Annotated in this window: 12 protein-coding genes, 1 tRNA gene and 2 pseudogenes; 12 read left to right on the top strand and 3 right to left on the bottom strand. The window is 64.3% G+C overall.

Features of this window, described 5'->3' with window-relative positions:
* The gene (locus ACT2FV_RS27195) at positions 1-972 is read left to right on the top strand and encodes an acetyl-CoA carboxylase carboxyltransferase subunit alpha (RefSeq protein WP_059607910.1); all 972 of its coding nucleotides are present in this window, start codon (positions 1-3) and stop codon (positions 970-972) included.
* Between the two features lie 43 nt (positions 973-1,015).
* Positions 1,016-2,422 (top strand): tRNA lysidine(34) synthetase TilS, encoded by a 1,407-nt coding sequence (tilS, locus tag ACT2FV_RS27190; RefSeq protein ID WP_444505161.1) that lies wholly within the window; start codon positions 1,016-1,018, stop codon positions 2,420-2,422.
* A gap of 122 nt (positions 2,423-2,544) precedes the next feature.
* On the opposite strand, the pseudogene ACT2FV_RS27185 reads toward tilS, so the two are convergent.
* A pseudogene (locus tag ACT2FV_RS27185) lies at positions 2,545-2,782 on the bottom strand (hypothetical protein); the annotation flags it as partial.
* Between ACT2FV_RS27185 and ACT2FV_RS27180 the strand changes: the two are divergent.
* The 8 genes from ACT2FV_RS27180 to cyoD all read left to right on the top strand — a co-directional run bounded on the left by ACT2FV_RS27180 (position 2,765) and on the right by cyoD (position 11,847).
* Complete coding sequence (locus ACT2FV_RS27180) at positions 2,765-4,018, top strand: aspartate kinase (RefSeq protein ID WP_040144529.1); 1,254 nt, start codon at positions 2,765-2,767, stop codon at positions 4,016-4,018. The pseudogene ACT2FV_RS27185 and the gene ACT2FV_RS27180 sit on opposite strands and share 18 nt — an antisense overlap.
* A gap of 110 nt (positions 4,019-4,128) precedes the next feature.
* A tRNA-Ser gene (locus ACT2FV_RS27175) sits at positions 4,129-4,222 on the top strand.
* 185 nt (positions 4,223-4,407) lie between these two features.
* Positions 4,408-5,781 carry a hypothetical protein gene (locus tag ACT2FV_RS27170; RefSeq protein WP_444505160.1) on the top strand — a complete coding sequence of 458 codons (1,374 nt, stop codon included), beginning with the start codon at positions 4,408-4,410 and terminating at the stop codon, positions 5,779-5,781.
* A gap of 449 nt (positions 5,782-6,230) precedes the next feature.
* Positions 6,231-7,757, top strand: coding sequence for an NADH-quinone oxidoreductase subunit M (locus ACT2FV_RS27165; protein WP_124622381.1), 1,527 nt, complete (start codon positions 6,231-6,233; stop codon positions 7,755-7,757).
* Positions 7,758-8,008: 251 nt separating this feature from the next.
* Positions 8,009-8,896, top strand: a complete 888-nt coding sequence (cyoA, locus tag ACT2FV_RS27160; protein ID WP_226115747.1) for a ubiquinol oxidase subunit II — start codon at positions 8,009-8,011, stop codon at positions 8,894-8,896.
* Between the two features lie 3 nt (positions 8,897-8,899).
* Positions 8,900-10,906 (top strand): cytochrome o ubiquinol oxidase subunit I, encoded by a 2,007-nt coding sequence (gene cyoB / locus ACT2FV_RS27155; protein WP_174909849.1) that lies wholly within the window; start codon positions 8,900-8,902, stop codon positions 10,904-10,906.
* Positions 10,906-11,514, top strand: a complete 609-nt coding sequence (gene cyoC, locus ACT2FV_RS27150; RefSeq protein WP_059599484.1) for a cytochrome o ubiquinol oxidase subunit III — start codon at positions 10,906-10,908, stop codon at positions 11,512-11,514. The genes cyoB and cyoC overlap by 1 nt, the downstream gene beginning before the upstream one ends.
* Entirely contained in the window at positions 11,515-11,847 is a 333-nt protein-coding gene (gene cyoD / locus ACT2FV_RS27145; protein WP_006759069.1) for a cytochrome o ubiquinol oxidase subunit IV, read from the top strand. It abuts the gene before it with no gap.
* A 74-nt stretch (positions 11,848-11,921) separates the two neighbouring features.
* On the opposite strand, the gene ACT2FV_RS27140 is transcribed toward cyoD, so the two are convergent.
* Together ACT2FV_RS27140 and ACT2FV_RS27135 are read right to left on the bottom strand one after the other, a co-directional pair.
* Positions 11,922-13,144 (bottom strand): IS3 family transposase gene (locus ACT2FV_RS27140; protein WP_108064697.1). Its coding sequence is split into 2 segments (ribosomal slippage): positions 11,922-12,776 and positions 12,779-13,144, totalling 1,221 coding nucleotides; the frame shifts between segments, so codons are not numbered across the junction.
* A 198-nt stretch (positions 13,145-13,342) separates the two neighbouring features.
* Positions 13,343-13,471 (bottom strand): annotated as a pseudogene (locus tag ACT2FV_RS27135) (efflux RND transporter permease subunit); the annotation flags it as partial.
* Between the two features lie 250 nt (positions 13,472-13,721).
* Between ACT2FV_RS27135 and ACT2FV_RS27130 the strand changes: the two are divergent.
* Together ACT2FV_RS27130 and ACT2FV_RS27125 are read left to right on the top strand one after the other, a co-directional pair.
* The gene (locus tag ACT2FV_RS27130; protein ID WP_059599493.1) at positions 13,722-14,084 is read left to right on the top strand and encodes a hypothetical protein; all 363 of its coding nucleotides are present in this window, start codon (positions 13,722-13,724) and stop codon (positions 14,082-14,084) included.
* Between the two features lie 181 nt (positions 14,085-14,265).
* Complete coding sequence (locus tag ACT2FV_RS27125; protein ID WP_151050170.1) at positions 14,266-16,149, top strand: extracellular solute-binding protein; 1,884 nt, start codon at positions 14,266-14,268, stop codon at positions 16,147-16,149.
* Positions 16,150-16,154: the final 5 nt, after the last annotated feature.

Below are 16,154 nucleotides of genomic sequence, written 5' to 3'. Positions count from 1 at the left end.
ATGAAGACCACGTTTCTGGATTTCGAACAGCCGATCGCCGAACTCGAGGCCAAGATCGAAGAGCTGCGATTCGTGCAGGACGACTCGGCTGTCGATATTTCGGAAGAAATCGAGCGGCTGTCGAAGAAGAGCCAGCAACTGACGAAGGACCTCTACGCGAATCTGTCCCCGTGGCAGGTCTCGCAGATCGCGCGGCATCCGCAGCGTCCGTACACGCTCGATTACGTTGCGGAACTGTTTACCGATTTTCACGAACTGCATGGCGACCGCGCATTCGCAGACGATATTTCGATCGTCGGCGGTCTCGCGCGCTTCGGCGGCCATCCGTGCATGGTGATCGGCCATCAGAAGGGCCGCGACACGAAGGAACGCGCCGCGCGCAACTTCGGGATGCCCCGTCCGGAAGGCTATCGCAAGGCCGAACGCCTGATGCGTCTTGCCGAGAAGTTCGGGCTGCCGATCTTCACGTTCGTCGACACGCCGGGCGCGTATCCGGGCATCGGCGCGGAAGAGCGCGGCCAGTCGGAGGCGATCGGTCGCAACCTGTACGTGATGGCCGAACTGAAGACGCCGATCATCACGACCGTGATCGGCGAGGGCGGTTCGGGCGGCGCGCTCGCGATCGCCGTGGCCGACACCGTGATGATGCTGCAGTTCTCGACCTACTCGGTGATCTCGCCGGAAGGCTGCGCATCGATCCTGTGGAAGAGCGCCGCGAAGGCGCCCGAGGCTGCGGAAGCGCTGGGCCTGACCGCGCATCGCCTGAAGGCGCTCGGCCTGATCGACAAGATCATCAACGAGCCGCTCGGCGGCGCGCATCGCGATCCGAAGGGCATGGCCGCGCTGCTGCGCCGTGCGCTCGCCGATTCGCTGCGCCAGTTCCAGGGCATGAGCATCGATGCGCTGCGCGAGCGCCGCTTCGAGCGCCTGATGGCCTACGGCAAGTTCAAGGAAACCACGCCCGGCGCATGACCGGCGTGTTCCCATCGCGCGCCGTCCGGCGCGCGTCCGTCTCGTGATCCCCTCGACCGAATTCTCCGCCGACCGCGTCGTTCTCGACGCGGTCGGCGTTGCGCTTGCCGATCTGCCGGCCAATGCGCGCATCGCGATCGCGTACAGCGGCGGCCTCGACTCGACCGTGCTGCTCGACGCGGCCGTGCGCGTGGCGGGCGCATCGCGCTGCGTCGCGTTGCACGTGCATCACGGCCTGAGTGCGAACGCCGACGCATGGGTCGCGCATACGCAGGAGACGGCCGAGCGACTCGGCGTCGCGTTCGAATCGGAGCGTGTCGACGTGCCGCGCGACAGCGGCCTCGGTGTCGAGGCGACCGCGCGCGAGCGCCGCTACGCGGCGCTCGACGCGATGTGCGAACGTCATGGCGTGGCCGCGCTGTGGGTCGCGCAGCATGCGGACGACCAGGCGGAGACCGTGCTGCTGCAGTTGCTGCGCGGCGCGGGGATTGCAGGCCTGGCCGCGATGGCGCCGCGTTATCGCCCTGACGGTACGAGCGTCGAACGCGTGCGACCGCTGCTGCGATTGTTGCGCGCGCAACTGGAGCGCTACGCGGCGCAGCGCGAGCTGACGTGGATCGACGACGAATCGAACAGCGATACGCGTTATGCGCGCAATGCGCTGCGCCTTGACGTGCTGCCGTCGCTCGCCGTGCATTTCCCGGGTTTTCGCGATGCGCTGGGCCGTGCGGCCCAGCATGCGGCCGCCGCGCAACGGCTGCTCGACGATCTCGCCGAACTGGATTTCGCCGGCGCCGCGCGCGACGAGGGCCACGCGCTGTCGCGCGATGCGCTGGTCGCGTTTGACGACGCGCGCGGCGCGAACCTGCTGCGTTTCTGGATGCGCCGGCTAGGCTTGCCCGGCGCATCGGCAGGACGGCTCGCGAACATGATGCGGCAACTGCGCGCCGCGCACGACTCGCATGCGTTGCGGATCGATCACGCGGGGCAGTGTTTGCGACTCTATCGCGACACCGTGTACTGGGAGGCGGGCGACAGCGCCGAGCCGGCCGACGACGGTGCCGGAACGCCGCACCCCGAATCCTCGCTTGCGTGGGACGGCCAGGAAGTCTGGCACGTACCGGCATGGCGCGGCACGTTCGTATTCGCGCCGGCCGAAGCCGGCAGCGACGGCGCGGTGCCGGAGGCGCTGCTGCGAAGCGCCGCGCTCACCGCGCGCGCCCGCGCGGGCGGCGAGCGGCTGCGTACGTCGCCCGGCGGCCCGGGCCGCACGCTGAAGAACCTGTTCCAGGAGCGCGGCGTGCCGGCCTGGCAGCGTGACGTGCCGCTGCTGTTCGCAGGCGACAGGCTCGTCTACGTGCCGCGGCTCGGCGTGAATCATGGCGACGGGCTGTCCGGCGACGGTGAGTGGCGCCGGATCGAGTGGCGTCCCGACCTGCTGATCGCGTAGCGCCCGCACACTTCCGGCCGCGCGATCGCGCGCCGGTTTTCACCATTTGGTAAACAGCGCCGGAACGCTTGCCAAACCGGCGGGCGGCTTGTCAAGCGGGCCTCTATCGGGTACGCTCGGTCGTTTGCTCGGCTCGATTTTTGAGCGATTTGTGCAGGTTTTCCGCGTGACGTACCCGGTTTGCGCGGCCTGATCGGCCTTCCGGGCAAAATCCGTCACGCTTGCGTGTTGCGTCCCAGCCGTCCCCCTCGTCGTCCGTCCACAGCCACAAGCCGCGTGACCGAACGGCAACGCGGCCTGCCCAGCGCGCCCGTGCGGCTTCTCCTTCTGTTCAGAACGACAATGGCACTCATCGTACACAAATACGGCGGCACTTCGATGGGCTCGGTCGAGCGCATCAAGAACGTCGCGAAACGCGTCGCAAAATGGCATCAGGCCGGGCACCAGATGGTGGTCGTGCCGTCCGCGATGTCCGGCGAAACCAACCGTCTGCTCGGGCTCGCGAAAGAGATTTCGAGCCAGCCGAGCCCGCGTGAGCTCGACATGATTGCGTCGACCGGCGAGCAGGTCAGCGTCGGCCTGCTGTCGATCGCCCTGCAGGAAATCGGCGTCGAGGCCGTGAGCTATGCCGGCTGGCAAGTGCCGATCAAGACCGACAGCGCGTTCACGAAGGCGCGTATCCACTCGATCGACGACGAGCGCGTGAAGGCCGATCTGAACGCCGGCAAGGTCGTGATCATCACGGGCTTCCAGGGCGTCGATCCGGATGGCCACATCACGACGCTGGGCCGAGGCGGCTCGGACACGTCGGCGGTGGCGGTCGCGGCCGCGCTGGATGCCGAAGAGTGCCTGATCTATACGGACGTCGACGGCGTCTACACGACCGACCCGCGCGTGGTCGAAGAGGCGCGACGCCTTGATCGCGTGACGTTCGAGGAAATGCTGGAAATGGCCAGCCTCGGCTCGAAGGTCCTGCAGATCCGCTCGGTCGAATTCGCCGGCAAATACCAGGTGAAGACGCGCGTGCTGTCGAGCCTGACCGATCCGCTGATTGCGCTCGACGAAGAAATGCGCTCGGGCACCCTGATTACTTTTGAAGAAGACGAGACCATGGAAAAGGCAGTCATTTCCGGCATCGCGTTCCAGCGCGACGAAGCACGCATTGCGGTGATGGGCGTGCCCGACAAGCCAGGCATCGCGTATCAGATCCTCGGCCCGGTTGCCGATGCGAACGTCGACGTCGACATGATCATCCAGAACCAGAGCGTCGAAGGCAAGACGGACTTCACGTTCACGGTCGGCCGCGGCGACTACCAGAAGGCAATGGACATCCTCACCAACCAGGTGCAGGGCCATGTGAGCGCCGAGCGCGTGCAGGGCGACCCGAAGGTGTCGAAAGTGTCGGTCGTCGGCGTCGGCATGCGTTCGCACGTGGGCGTCGCGAGCAAGATGTTCCGCACGCTGTCGGAAGAGGGCATCAACATCCAGATGATCTCGACGTCCGAAATCAAGATTTCGGTGCTGATCGACGAGAAATACATGGAGCTGGCTGTTCGCGCGCTGCACAAGGCATTCGAACTTGATCAGGCCGCGTGAATTTTTTGTGATGCATTGAAGAAAATGCATCATAGAAATTGACCAACGGCTCCAAACCCTATATGATCTTGTTCTCGTCGCACTGCCTCCCTGGTGCGAGCGAAGGTTTGGGAGACGTGGCCGAGAGGTCGAAGGCACTCCCCTGCTAAGGGAGCATCTGGGCCAAAACCTGGATCGAGGGTTCGAATCCCTCCGTCTCCGCCAAAAGCGGTGACAAAGCCCCGCAAGTTCTCGGACTTGCGGGGCTTTTTCTTTTCCGCTGCGCTGACGGGCTCGCCGCTCGTCGCCTCGCTGTCGTCCGGATAGCCAATCAATGCTCGACTTGAGCGGCGCTCATGCGCTAAATAGGCGTATCGCCTCGCGCGGCTCAATCCGGAGTTCCGGCACGCATGCATTCCGTACTGACCATCCTTTCGCATCGACCCGTCGACGGGCTTGTCGACAATCACGGACGTTACGCGCGAGGCCGCGGCTACCGGCACGCGATCGTCGACGGCACGCACGTATACGGCGAGCGTCAGCAGGTGCTCCACAAGTACCACGCGATCATCGCGCAGCTCGTCGCGATGGAGCAGGGTGCGTTGCTGCTTGTGCTCGATCCGTTCTCGGTCGTGTTCGGCCAGCATGCGTTGCCGGATGTCGCGGACGGTTATGACGCGATCGTCACGACGCAGACGTCGAAGTCGCCGTTGCCCGCCGCAAGCGGCATGATCTTTCGCAACGTGCCCGACGTGCGCGAGCGCTTGCGCAAGCTGGTGGTCGAGCTCGGCAAGTGGGCGATGCGCCTGCCCGAGCGGCAGCATGCGTGCGAGGCAACGCTGCTTGCCGAGCACTTCCCGCCGCTGCCGTTCGATCAGCCGCTCGCGACAGGCTATTTCGCGTCGGCCCAGACAGTGTGGGGCGACGGGCTTGCGATCGACGGCGTCGTCGGCGCGCATCCGCTCGTGGCGCACCACGCGCCGGAATGGCAGCAGATCGATGGCGTATGGGCGCCGACGCCCGACTACGACTTTCGCTACGTGCTCGCGCTCGTCGACGATGCGGCGCGCGTTCAGCGGGGCGAGCAGCCGCGCGCGATGGATGACTGGCGCGCCGCGCATCAAAGAACGCGCGAGCCGGCGCGGCACCTGAACCCGCATGCAGACATCGCGTTCGTGAGTCTGCACACGTCGCACATCGCCGGTTACGGCGATCTCCACGAAGAGAACTTCGTTCGCTATTGCGCGCGACACGGCTATGCGTACCACGCGTATCGCGAACCGCCCGCGTTCCTGCCGGCCGGGGTCGATGCGAACTGGGCGAAGCTGCACCTGATTCGCGAACATCTGCCGGATCACGCGTTCGTGTTCTGGGTCGACGCCGACATCCTCGCGATCGACCAGCGGCAGACGGTCGACAGCGTGATCGACGGCCGCGATTTCGTGATCGGCACCGATCACACGGCCTGGGCGATCAACTCGTGCATGATCGGCGTGCGCAACGTCGCGCCGATGCGCGAACTGGTCGAGCGCATATGCGCGCGCATCGAGAATATCGGCGATCGGTCGTCGGTCTATGCGAGCGGCGGCGATCAGCAGGCGATCTATGTCGAACTGTTGGAGGCGGGCATGATCGACGCGCGCTACATCGTCGACGCGATGTCGCTCGCGTCGTCGCCGGTCTATGCGACGCGCGACAGCCGTTTCGTCCATTTCCCCGCGCAACACAACCACTATCGAGCGGTGACGATGCGCGTGTGGGACAGGCTGAGCCATCAGCGCTAACGGAATGCGCCGCGACTTCCGGTGTTCCGGATCGCGCCGATCGGCCGTCATTGAAGTGAAAATGAAAGTATCGATGTAAGGATTGAATCGGTCTCATTCATCCTTCCCCGGATTCACCGCCTGCACCCCGAAGAATCGGTCTTCAGTCAAAAATGCGGCATCGCACCGATTCACACGATCTTCGCTGCGTCGCATTACAAAAAATTACTCATAAAAATCAGCGGCGTATCTGGGCATCGTGAAACGAAGCTTTGCTGCGATGCAAAAAATAATCAATCGCCTTATGCTGGTTAACCCGATTGCGCTTGAGCGGCGTCAACCTTTGCGCTGATTCCGCTTTACATTTTGCCAACAATGGCGATCCACGAAATCTATCTGTCGATTTGATTTCGTTCCCTTCGTCGCGCCTGTTCCCAATGCAGTGCGCGACCTTCTCAAGGCCTGTTGACATGCTTGATTTCCCCTTTCTGAGCCTGGCGATCTGGGTTCCGATCCTGTTCGGCGCGTGCCTGCTGCGTGCGGGTTCCGACCGTCATCTGCAGCGCACGAGACTGATCGCGCTCGTCGGCGCGTTGGCGGGGCTGGCCGCCGTCGTGCCGCTTGTCGCCGGTTTCGATTCGCAGTCGGCCGCGATGCAGTTCGCCGAAACCCGCAACTGGCTGGCGGCCTTCAACGCCGGCTGGCGCGTCGGGATCGATGGCGCATCGCTGTGGCTCGTCGTGCTGACCGCCTTCACGACGCTCGTCGTCGTGATCGCGTCGTGGGAGTCGGTGACGGTGCGCGTCGCGCAGTACTACGCGTCGTTCCTGATCCTGTCGGGGCTGATGGTCGGCGTGTTCGTCGCGCAGGACGGGCTGCTGTTCTTCATCTTCTTCGAGGCGACGCTGATTCCGCTGTACCTGCTGATCGGTACGTGGGGCAGGGAGCACCGCGTCTACGCGGCCGTGAAGTTCTTCTTCATCTCGTTCGCGGGTTCGCTGCTGCTGTTGATGGCGATGCTGTACCTGTACGCGAAGTCGCATACGTTCGACATGAACGCATGGCGCACGCTGCAGCTCGGCTTCGCACCGCAGTTGCTGGTGTTCCTCGGATTCTTCGCCGCGTTCGCGGTCAAGGTGCCGATGTGGCCGGTGCATACGTGGCTGCGCGACGTCTACACGGACGGCCCGACGGGCGCGGCGCTGATGCTCGCGATGCTCAAGCTCGGCGGCTATGGCTTCCTGCGCTTCGCGCTGCCGATCACGCCGGACGCGAGCCACTTCTTCGCGCCGGCCGTGATCGCGCTGTCGCTGTTCGCGATCGTCTACGCGAGCCTGATCGCGCTCGCGCAGACTGATCTCGGCAAGCTTCTCGCATATTCGACGGTCGCGCACATGGGGATCGTCACGCTCGGGCTGTTTCTGTTCAACCAGATCGGCGTCGAGGGTGCGATCGTGCAGCTCGTGTCGTACGGCTTCGTCGCGGGCGCGATGCTGCTGTGCGTGAGCGTGCTGGTCGATCGCACGAACCAGCGCGAGATCGCCGCGTATGGCGGCGTGGCGGGTGTCATGCCGCGCTTCGCGACGTTCGCGCTGCTGTTCGCGATGGCCAACGTCGGCCTGCCGGGCACGTCGGGCTTCGTCGGCGAGTTCATGGTCATCATGGGCGCGATTCGCGTCAACTTCTGGATCGGCGCGATCGCGGCGCTCACGCTGATCCTCAGCGCGTCGTACACGCTGTGGATGGTCAAGCGCGTCGTGTTCGGCAAGATCGCGAGCGCGCGCATCGCGAAGCTCGCCGACCTCAGCCGCCGCGAGATCGTGATGTTCGCGTCGCTCGCGCTGATCGTGCTGATGGTCGGCGTCGATCCGAAGCCGTTCACCGACGCGATCGATCCGACCGTTGCGCGGCTGATCGACGACGCCAGCCATTCGAAGCTGCCGGCCGGGGACGGTGGCGCGCCTGCGCAGGCGTACATGGCAGCGACGCACGGCTGATCGCGTAACGACGCGGTCGTTATGCGCACATCCATCGGGGCTGGCGCGGGCGGCGTCCGGCCGGCTCGCGTTCGCCTTCCGGCTGCGTGAAATTGCCCCGCGACAATCTGTCTCACGGCAGATTTTGCAATGATGATTTGCCGCATCCACCGGTTTTTCGTCGCACCCGCGCGACGTATGATTCGGCCACTTTCGTGGATCGAATGCGCATCGGGCATACGCAACGGATTCAATGACCCTCGGGCTGTGTGATGAAAAGAAAAGCTTCAAGAGGCTGGACGGCGCTGATATCGATCGGCGCGGCGCTGAGCCTGTCAGGCTGTAATTTAGATGTACTAAATCCGAAAGGAAGCGTCGGCGCCGCGGAAAAGTCGCTGATCGCGACGTCGACATGGGCGATGCTGATCGTCGTCGTGCCGGTGATCCTGCTCACGTTGTGGTTCGCGTGGCGTTACCGCGCATCGAACCGCAACGCCGCCTACGCGCCGAACTGGTCGCACTCGACCGCGATCGAGGTCGTGATCTGGACGGTGCCGACGCTGATCATCCTGTTTCTCGGCGTGCTCACGTGGAAAACCACGCATGAACTCGATCCGTACAAGCCGCTCGAGTCGTCGGTGAAGCCGATCGACGTCGAGGTCGTCGCGCTCGACTGGAAGTGGCTGTTCATCTATCCGGAACTCGGCATCGCGTCGGTGAACCAGCTCGCGATTCCGGTCGGCACACCGGTGAATTTCCGCATCACGTCGGATTCGGTGATGAACTCGTTCTTCATTCCACAGCTCGGTGGCCAGGTGTACGCGATGGCCGGCATGCAGACGCGTCTGCATCTGATCGCCGACGAAGCCGGCGACTACGCGGGCACGTCCGCCAACTTCAGCGGCCGCGGTTTCTCCGACATGAAGTTCCGCACGCTCGCCGAGCCGCGCGAGCAGTTCGACGCCTGGGTGCAGAAGGTGAAGGCTTCGCCCGACCGGCTCGACGCGACCGTGTACGGCACCGTCGCGCAGCCAAGCGAGAAGGCGCCTGTGCGCTACTTCTCGTCGGTCGATCCGCGGCTCTTCCACAACATCATCGCGAAATACAACGATGGCCACGTCCTCGACCTGAAGGACGCCGCCTGCGGCACGAAGGGGTAACGCATGTTCGGCAAACTCACACTATCGGCGATCCCGTTCGATCAGCCCATCATCATGGTGGCCGGCGCCTTCATGGGGCTGGTCGTGCTGGGCATTCTCGCCGCGCTGACGATCACCGGCCGCTGGAAGTGGCTGTGGACGGAGTGGCTGACGACGGTCGACCACAAGAAACTCGGCGTGATGTACATCATCGTCGCGCTGATCATGCTGCTGCGCGGCTTCGCCGACGCGATCATGATGCGCATGCAGCTCGCGCTCGCTTACAACGCGCCCGGCTACCTACCGCCGCACCACTATGACCAGATCTTCACGGCACACGGCGTGATCATGATCTTCTTCATGGCGATGGTGTTCATGGTCGGCCTGATGAACCTGATCGTGCCGCTGCAGATCGGCGCGCGCGACGTCGCGTTTCCGTTCATCAACTCGCTGTCCTTCTGGATGACCGCGGTCAGCGCGATCCTGATCAACGTGTCGCTCGTGATCGGCGAGTTCGCGCAGACGGGCTGGCTCGCGTATCCGCCGCTGTCGGAGCTGCAGTTCAGTCCGGGGGTAGGGGTCGACTACTACCTGTGGGCGCTGCAGATCTCGGGTGTCGGCACGCTGCTGACCGGCGTGAACTTCTTCGTGACGATCATCAAGATGCGCGCGCCCGGCATGACGCTGATGAAGATGCCGGTGTTCACGTGGACGGTCCTCTGCACGAACGTGCTGATCATGGCGTCGTTCCCGATCCTGACCGCGACGCTCGCGTTGCTCGGTCTCGACCGTTACCTCGGCATGCACTTCTTCACGAACGAAGCCGGCGGCAACGCGATGCTGTACCTGAACCTGATCTGGGCGTGGGGCCATCCGGAGGTGTACATCCTGATCCTGCCGGCTTTCGGCATCTTCTCGGAAGTCATCGCGACGTTCTCGAAGAAGCCGCTGTTCGGCTACAAGACGATGGTGTACGCGACCTGCGCGATCATGGTGCTGTCGTTCCTCGTGTGGCTGCATCACTTCTTCACGATGGGCTCGGGTGCGAACGTGAATGCGTTCTTCGGCATCATGACGATGATCATCGCGATCCCGACCGGCGTGAAGGTGTTCAACTGGCTGTTTACGATGTACCGCGGCCGGATCGAATTCACGACGCCCGTGCTGTGGACGATCGGCTTCATGGTCACGTTCACGCTCGGCGGCATGACCGGCGTGATGATGGCGATTCCGGGCGCGGACTTCGTGCTGCACAACAGCCTGTTCCTGATCGCGCACTTCCACAACGTGATCATCGGCGGCGTGCTGTTCGGGTACCTCGCTGGCTTCAACTACTGGTTCCCGAAGGCGTTCGGCTTCAAGCTGAACGAGAAGCTCGGCAAGGCTGCGTTCTGGTTCTGGCAGGTCGGCTTCTACGTCGCGTTCGTGCCGCTCTACGTGCTCGGCTTCATGGGCATGACGCGCCGTCTGAACCACTACGACAACCCGGCGTGGCATCCGTGGCTGCTGGTCGCCGCGTTCGGCGCCGTGCTGATCGCGATCGGCATCGCATGCCAGCTGCTGCAACTGGTCGTCAGCATCCGCAACCGCAACCTGCCGGCTTACCGCGACACCACGGGCGATCCGTGGGGCGGCCGCACGCTGGAATGGGCGACCTCGTCGCCGCCAGCCGAATACAACTTCGCGGTGATCCCGCAAGTGCGCACGCTCGACGCGTATGCCGACATGAAGGCACGCGGCGACGGCCGGCCGAACCCGGCAACGATCCGCGACATCCACATGCCGTCGAACACGTGTGCGGGCCTCGTGGTCGCGATCTTCAGCCTGGTGCTGGGCTTCGCGCTCGTGTGGCACATCTGGTGGATGGCCATCGGCGGCCTGGTCGGCATCGTCGCGACGCTCGTGATCTACAGCTCGCGTGACAACGATGGTTACTACATCCCGGCATCGAAGGTGCGCAGGATCGAAGAGAAGCAACCTGCGGCACGCGTGGCCACGCATGTCGACGACGTGGAACTGGAGGCCAACTGATGTTGCAGAAAACCTTGAGCGCAACCCTGCTCGAGCACGACGACCATCCGCCGTCGCACTCGGTGTTCGGCTTCTGGCTGTACCTGATGACCGACTGCGTGATCTTCGCGGCGCTGTTCGCGACGTTCGCGGTGCTCGGCAACCAGTATGCGGGCGGTCCGACCGCGAAGGACCTGTTCGACATTCCGGGCGTCGCGGTCGAAACCGCCGCGCTGCTGCTGTCGAGCATCACCTACGGTTTCGCGATGCTGGCCGCGTACAAGCAGCGGCGCGGCGCGCTGCTCGCGTGGCTCGCGGTGACGTTCGTGCTCGGCGCGGCGTTCCTCGCGATGGAACTACGTGAGTTCTCGCACCTGATCGCGGACGGCGCGGGCCCGCAGCGCAGCGCGTTCCTGTCGGCGTTCTTCACGCTGGTCGGCACGCACGGGCTGCACGTGACGGCCGGCCTGCTGTGGATGATCGTGCTCGCCGGGCAGATCGTACTGCGCGGCGGCGACCTGACCGATCGCGACCTGCGGCGCCTGACGTGCCTGAGCCTCTTCTGGCACTTCCTCGACATCGTGTGGATCTGCGTGTTTTCCTTTGTCTATCTCGCGAGCGTGATCTAAATGGCTCATTCGCATTCGTCTCAACTCGAAGAAGGGCACGGCAGTGTCGGCGGCTATGTCGCCGGCTTCATCCTGTCGGTTCTGCTCACTGCCGCGTCGTTCGGCCTCGTGATGGGCGGCGTGCTGTCGCCGCACGCGTCGCTGATTGCGCTGGCCGCGCTCGCATTCGTGCAGATCGTCGTGCACCTCGTGTACTTCCTGCACATGAACGGTTCGTCCGGCCAGCGCTGGAACGTGATGGCGTTCAGCTACACCGTGCTGACGGCGGCGATCCTGATCGTCGGCACGCTGTGGGTGATGCACAACGTCAGCATGAACATGATGTCACGCTGAACGGCATCGCGGCGCAGCGGACGATCTCCATGCGCTTCTGTCAAGTCCTGGAATAGGTTGACAGTATCCAGGCGCTAGAACGCCCGATGCACCGCATCGGGCGTTTTGTATTTCAGCGCGGCATGTGGCCGTTCATGGTTGTAGATGTGTACCGACTGTTCGACCATCTTGGCGGCCTGTTCAAGGTCCGCAGGACGTTGCAACAGGAACTCCCCCTTGAGAATGCCGTTGACCCGCTCAGCCAGCGCATTCTGATAGCAGTCGTAGCCGTCCGTCATTGAACAGCGCAGGCCGTGATGCCGATGGATGTCCTGATAGTAGGTCGAACAGTACTGGACCCCGCGATCGGAGTGATGGATCAACGGCTGCCGGCTCCGGCGCTTGCGCAACGCCTTCTTGAGCGCCTGACTGACCTGCTCGGTTTGCAGGCTGTCGTGAACGTGATGACCGACGATCTTGCGCGAGAACGCATCCGTGACGAGACTCAAATACACAAACGGGCCAGCCGTCGGCAGATACGTGATGTCGGCCACCCACACTTGTTCGGGGCCGGTCGGCACGATTTGATCCGGCCCGGGTTTCAGTAGATTCGGATGACGCCGGAAGCGGTGATGGCTATGGGTGGTCTTGTGATACGCCCGGTGCGGTACGACCAGTAGGCGCGCGGCACGCAGCACGTCGAACAGCCGATCTCGCCCCAGCTTGATGCCGCGCTCGACCAACGCTGGCCCGAGCAGATGATGGAGCTTGCGTGTGCCCAGCCTCGGCTGGCGAAGCCGCACGTCTCGCACCAGCGCAGTGACGGTCTCGCTCTGCGAGCAACGGTGTTCCTCGCTGCGGCATCGCTTGTAATACGCTTGGCGGCTGATACCCATGTATCGGCAGGCCCGCTCGACGCTCAGCTTTTCGATCCGCTTTTGCGCGACGACCTGCCTGAAGGCTTTTTTACGGTGATCCCGTAATCCTTGCGCATCACGTCGACCACGGCTTCGAATAGCGCGGCTTTCTCCTGCGCCTGTCGCAACTGCGTCTCCAACTCCTTGATGCGCTGCTCCGGTGTGAGCGGCTTTGAGTCTTGCTTTGACATGGTGGAACCCGATCGCGCACGGCCGGATGGATCGGCCCAATCCTGCAAGCCGTGCTTACGTAACCATACCAGCACGGTCGAGCGCCCCTGGATGCCGTAGCGTCGCTGTGCCTCTTTGTACGTCAGTTCGCCTTTTTCGACCTGCGCCACCACCGACAGTTTAAAAGCCAGGCTGTAGTCCCGCTGCGTTCGCTTGATCCCTTGCTCCATTTGGCACCTCTTCGTTTCGGCGAAAAAGTGTCAACCTATTTCAGGACGGGTCATTCATGCAAAAAAAGGCGGCACGCGAGTGCCGCCTTTTTCTCATTTCGGCCGTGCAATGCGCACCGGTCGTCAGTGCGTGCTCGTGCCCGCGTCAGCCGTCAGCGAAGGCGAGCAGTCCGTGCGGTACTCCGCGGCGAGCCGATGCTTTGCGCCGTCGAGGATCGCGCCGCGGACGCCCTTGGCCTGTTCGAGGTGCCAGTTTACGTTCTCGATAGTGACGGTCGCATCGTCGACGAGAATGCCGACCGCGAGCGCGGGTCCGCCGAGCGTCAAAGCTGCGCCGCTTGACGCCGGGCGCGGGCCAGGATGAAAGATGTTCCAGGAAGGGCGGAACGGGCCCTCGGCCGGCACGGCAAGGCGGGCCGGGCAGGCGGGCGCGACGGCCGGGCGCCAATTGTTACAAGACGTTAGCGGGCGCTTCCCGTTGCGACGCTGCGCATCAGTTCTTACAAACTTGAAATATGCCGGGACGGCGCTTGTCGCTATAGTCGAATCACACATGAAACAACTCGAAGAGGAATCCATGAAGACTTTGCGTATTGCCTCGCTCTTGACCGGTATGACGGCCTTGCTCGTGTCGGGCGCAGCAATGGCGGGAGTCAATGTCGGGATCAACGTCGGCGTGCCGGCTCCGGTCTACGTCGCGCCCGCGCCCGTGTATGCGCCGCCGCCTCCGCCGGTCGTCTACCAGCCGGCGCCCGTGTATGCACCGGCGCCCGTCTACGCGCCGGCACCGGCGATCGTGATCGGCTGGCACGGCGATCGTTACTGGGACGGCCGCCGCTACTGGGGCCGCGACGAGTGGTATCGCCATCATGGCCGCGGCTGGGGCGGCGATCGCGGTCACGGTCATTGGGATAACGGCCGCCACAACGGCTGGCGTTGATCGACATGCGCGCATGAGATGAAGACCGCCCGCGAGGCGGTTTTCTTTTGCCTGCGCGTGCCGCGCGCGGCGGTCGCGATGCGTTGGCGCCACGCGCGAAAAGCCGCACGCTGGCTCGACGTCGAATTGAATGGGTAGAATCGACCCACGTTCCATCCCTCAATCGACCGACAGGGCCTCTATGACGAAGGGTTCGCCCCGGGCCGCCGCCGCGCGCACCCGCTTCGGCGCCGCGCGTGCAGTACGTGCCGCCGGCCGCACGGCGGCAGCATGGGCAATACAGGCGGTACTCGCCGCGACGGCCGCGCACGCGGCCCATGCGATCGCGCAGTACGGCGAGCCGAAATATCCGCCGGGTTTCAAGCATTTCGACTACGTGAACCCGGACGCGCCCAAGGGCGGCACGCTCGTGCTCGCGAACCCGAACCGGCTGACATCGTTCGACAAGTTCAATCCGTTCACGATGCGCGGCAACCCTGCGCCGGGCATCGACATGTTGTTCGAGAGCCTTGCGACCGGCAGCATGGACGAACCGTCATCCGCCTACGGGCTGCTCGCCGACGACATCGCGATCGCGCCGGACCGCCGCTCGGTCACGTTCCACCTGAATCCCCGCGCGCGCTTCTCGAACGGCGATCCGGTAACGGCCGAGGACGTCCGGTTCTCGTTCGACACGCTCAAGAGCAAGCTGGCCGCACCGCAGTTCGGCGCATATTTCGCCGAAATCGCGAAGGCCGTGGTGGTTGACCCCGCGACCGTGCGCTTCGAATTCCGCAGCGCGAACCGCGAGCTGCCGCTGATCGCCGGCGGCGTGCCGGTGTTCTCGCGCAAGTGGGGGCTGCGCGCGGACGGTTCGCGGATTCCGTTCGACCAGCTCGCGTTCGAACAGCCGATCGGCAGCGGCCCGTACCTGATCGAGCGCTACGACAACGGCCGCACCATTACGTACCGGCGCAATCCCGCGTACTGGGGCGCCGATCTGCCGGTGCGGATCGGCACCGACAACTTCGAGCGGATCGTCTACAAGCTGTACGGCGACGGCGTCGCGCGGCTCGAGGCGTTCAAGGCCGGCGAGTACGACGTGCTGGTCGAATACATCGCGCGCAACTGGACGCGACGCGACGTCGGCAAGCGCTTCGACAGCGGCGAGCTCGTCAAGCGCGAATTCCGCCAGCACAACGGCGCGGGCATGCAGGGCTTCTTCATGAACCTGCGCCGCCCGCAGTTTCGCGACGTGCGCGTGCGCCAGGCGCTCGATCTCGCGTTCGACTTCGAATGGCTGAACCGCCAGCTGTTCTATAGCGCGTACACGCGCCTCGACAGCTATTTCGCCGATACCGACCTGCAGGCGACCGGTACGCCGGGCCCGGGCGAGCTGAAACTGCTGGAGCCGTTGCGCGCGCGGCTCGACCCGGCCGTGTTCGGGCCGATGGTCACGCAGCCGAACACAAACCCGCCGGGCTCGCTGCGCGCGAATCTGCTGAAGGCGCGCTCGCTGCTCGCGCAGGCCGGCTGGACCTACCGCGACGGCGCGTTGCGCAACGCGCAGGGCGAGCCGTTCACGTTCGAGATTCTCGACGATTCGGGCGCGGCGATGGAAGGCGTCGTGACCGCCTACCAGCGCAATCTCGCGAAGCTCGGCATCGACGCGCGCTTTCGCACGGCCGATTACGCGCTGCTGCAGAAGCGGCTCGACGCGTTCGACTACGACATGACGACGGTTCGCCTGCCGGGCGTGCAGGTGCCGGGCGCGGAGCAGTTCTCGCGCTACGCCAGCAAGTTCGCCGACGAGCCGGGCTCCGACAATATCATCGGCCTGAAGTCGCCGGCCGTCGACACGCTGCTGCATGCGCTCGGCGCCGCGCAGACGCGCGACGACCTGCTCGACGCGACGCATGCGCTCGATCGCGTGCTGATGCATGGCTATTACGCGGTTCCGCAGTGGTACAGCACCACGCACCGGATCGCCTACAAGCGCACGCTCGGCTATCCACAGACGCTGCCGCTGTACTATTCGGCCGAGGGCTGGGTCGTGTCGACCTGGTGGGCCAAGCCCGATCACTGAAGCCT

The organism is Burkholderia sp. PR2 (genome assembly GCF_052372875.1).
In the GTDB taxonomy this organism is placed as follows: Bacteria; Pseudomonadota; Gammaproteobacteria; order Burkholderiales; family Burkholderiaceae; genus Burkholderia; species Burkholderia diffusa.
The sequence above is the reverse complement of the archived record's forward strand: the minus strand, read 5'-3'. Positions and strand labels throughout refer to the sequence as shown.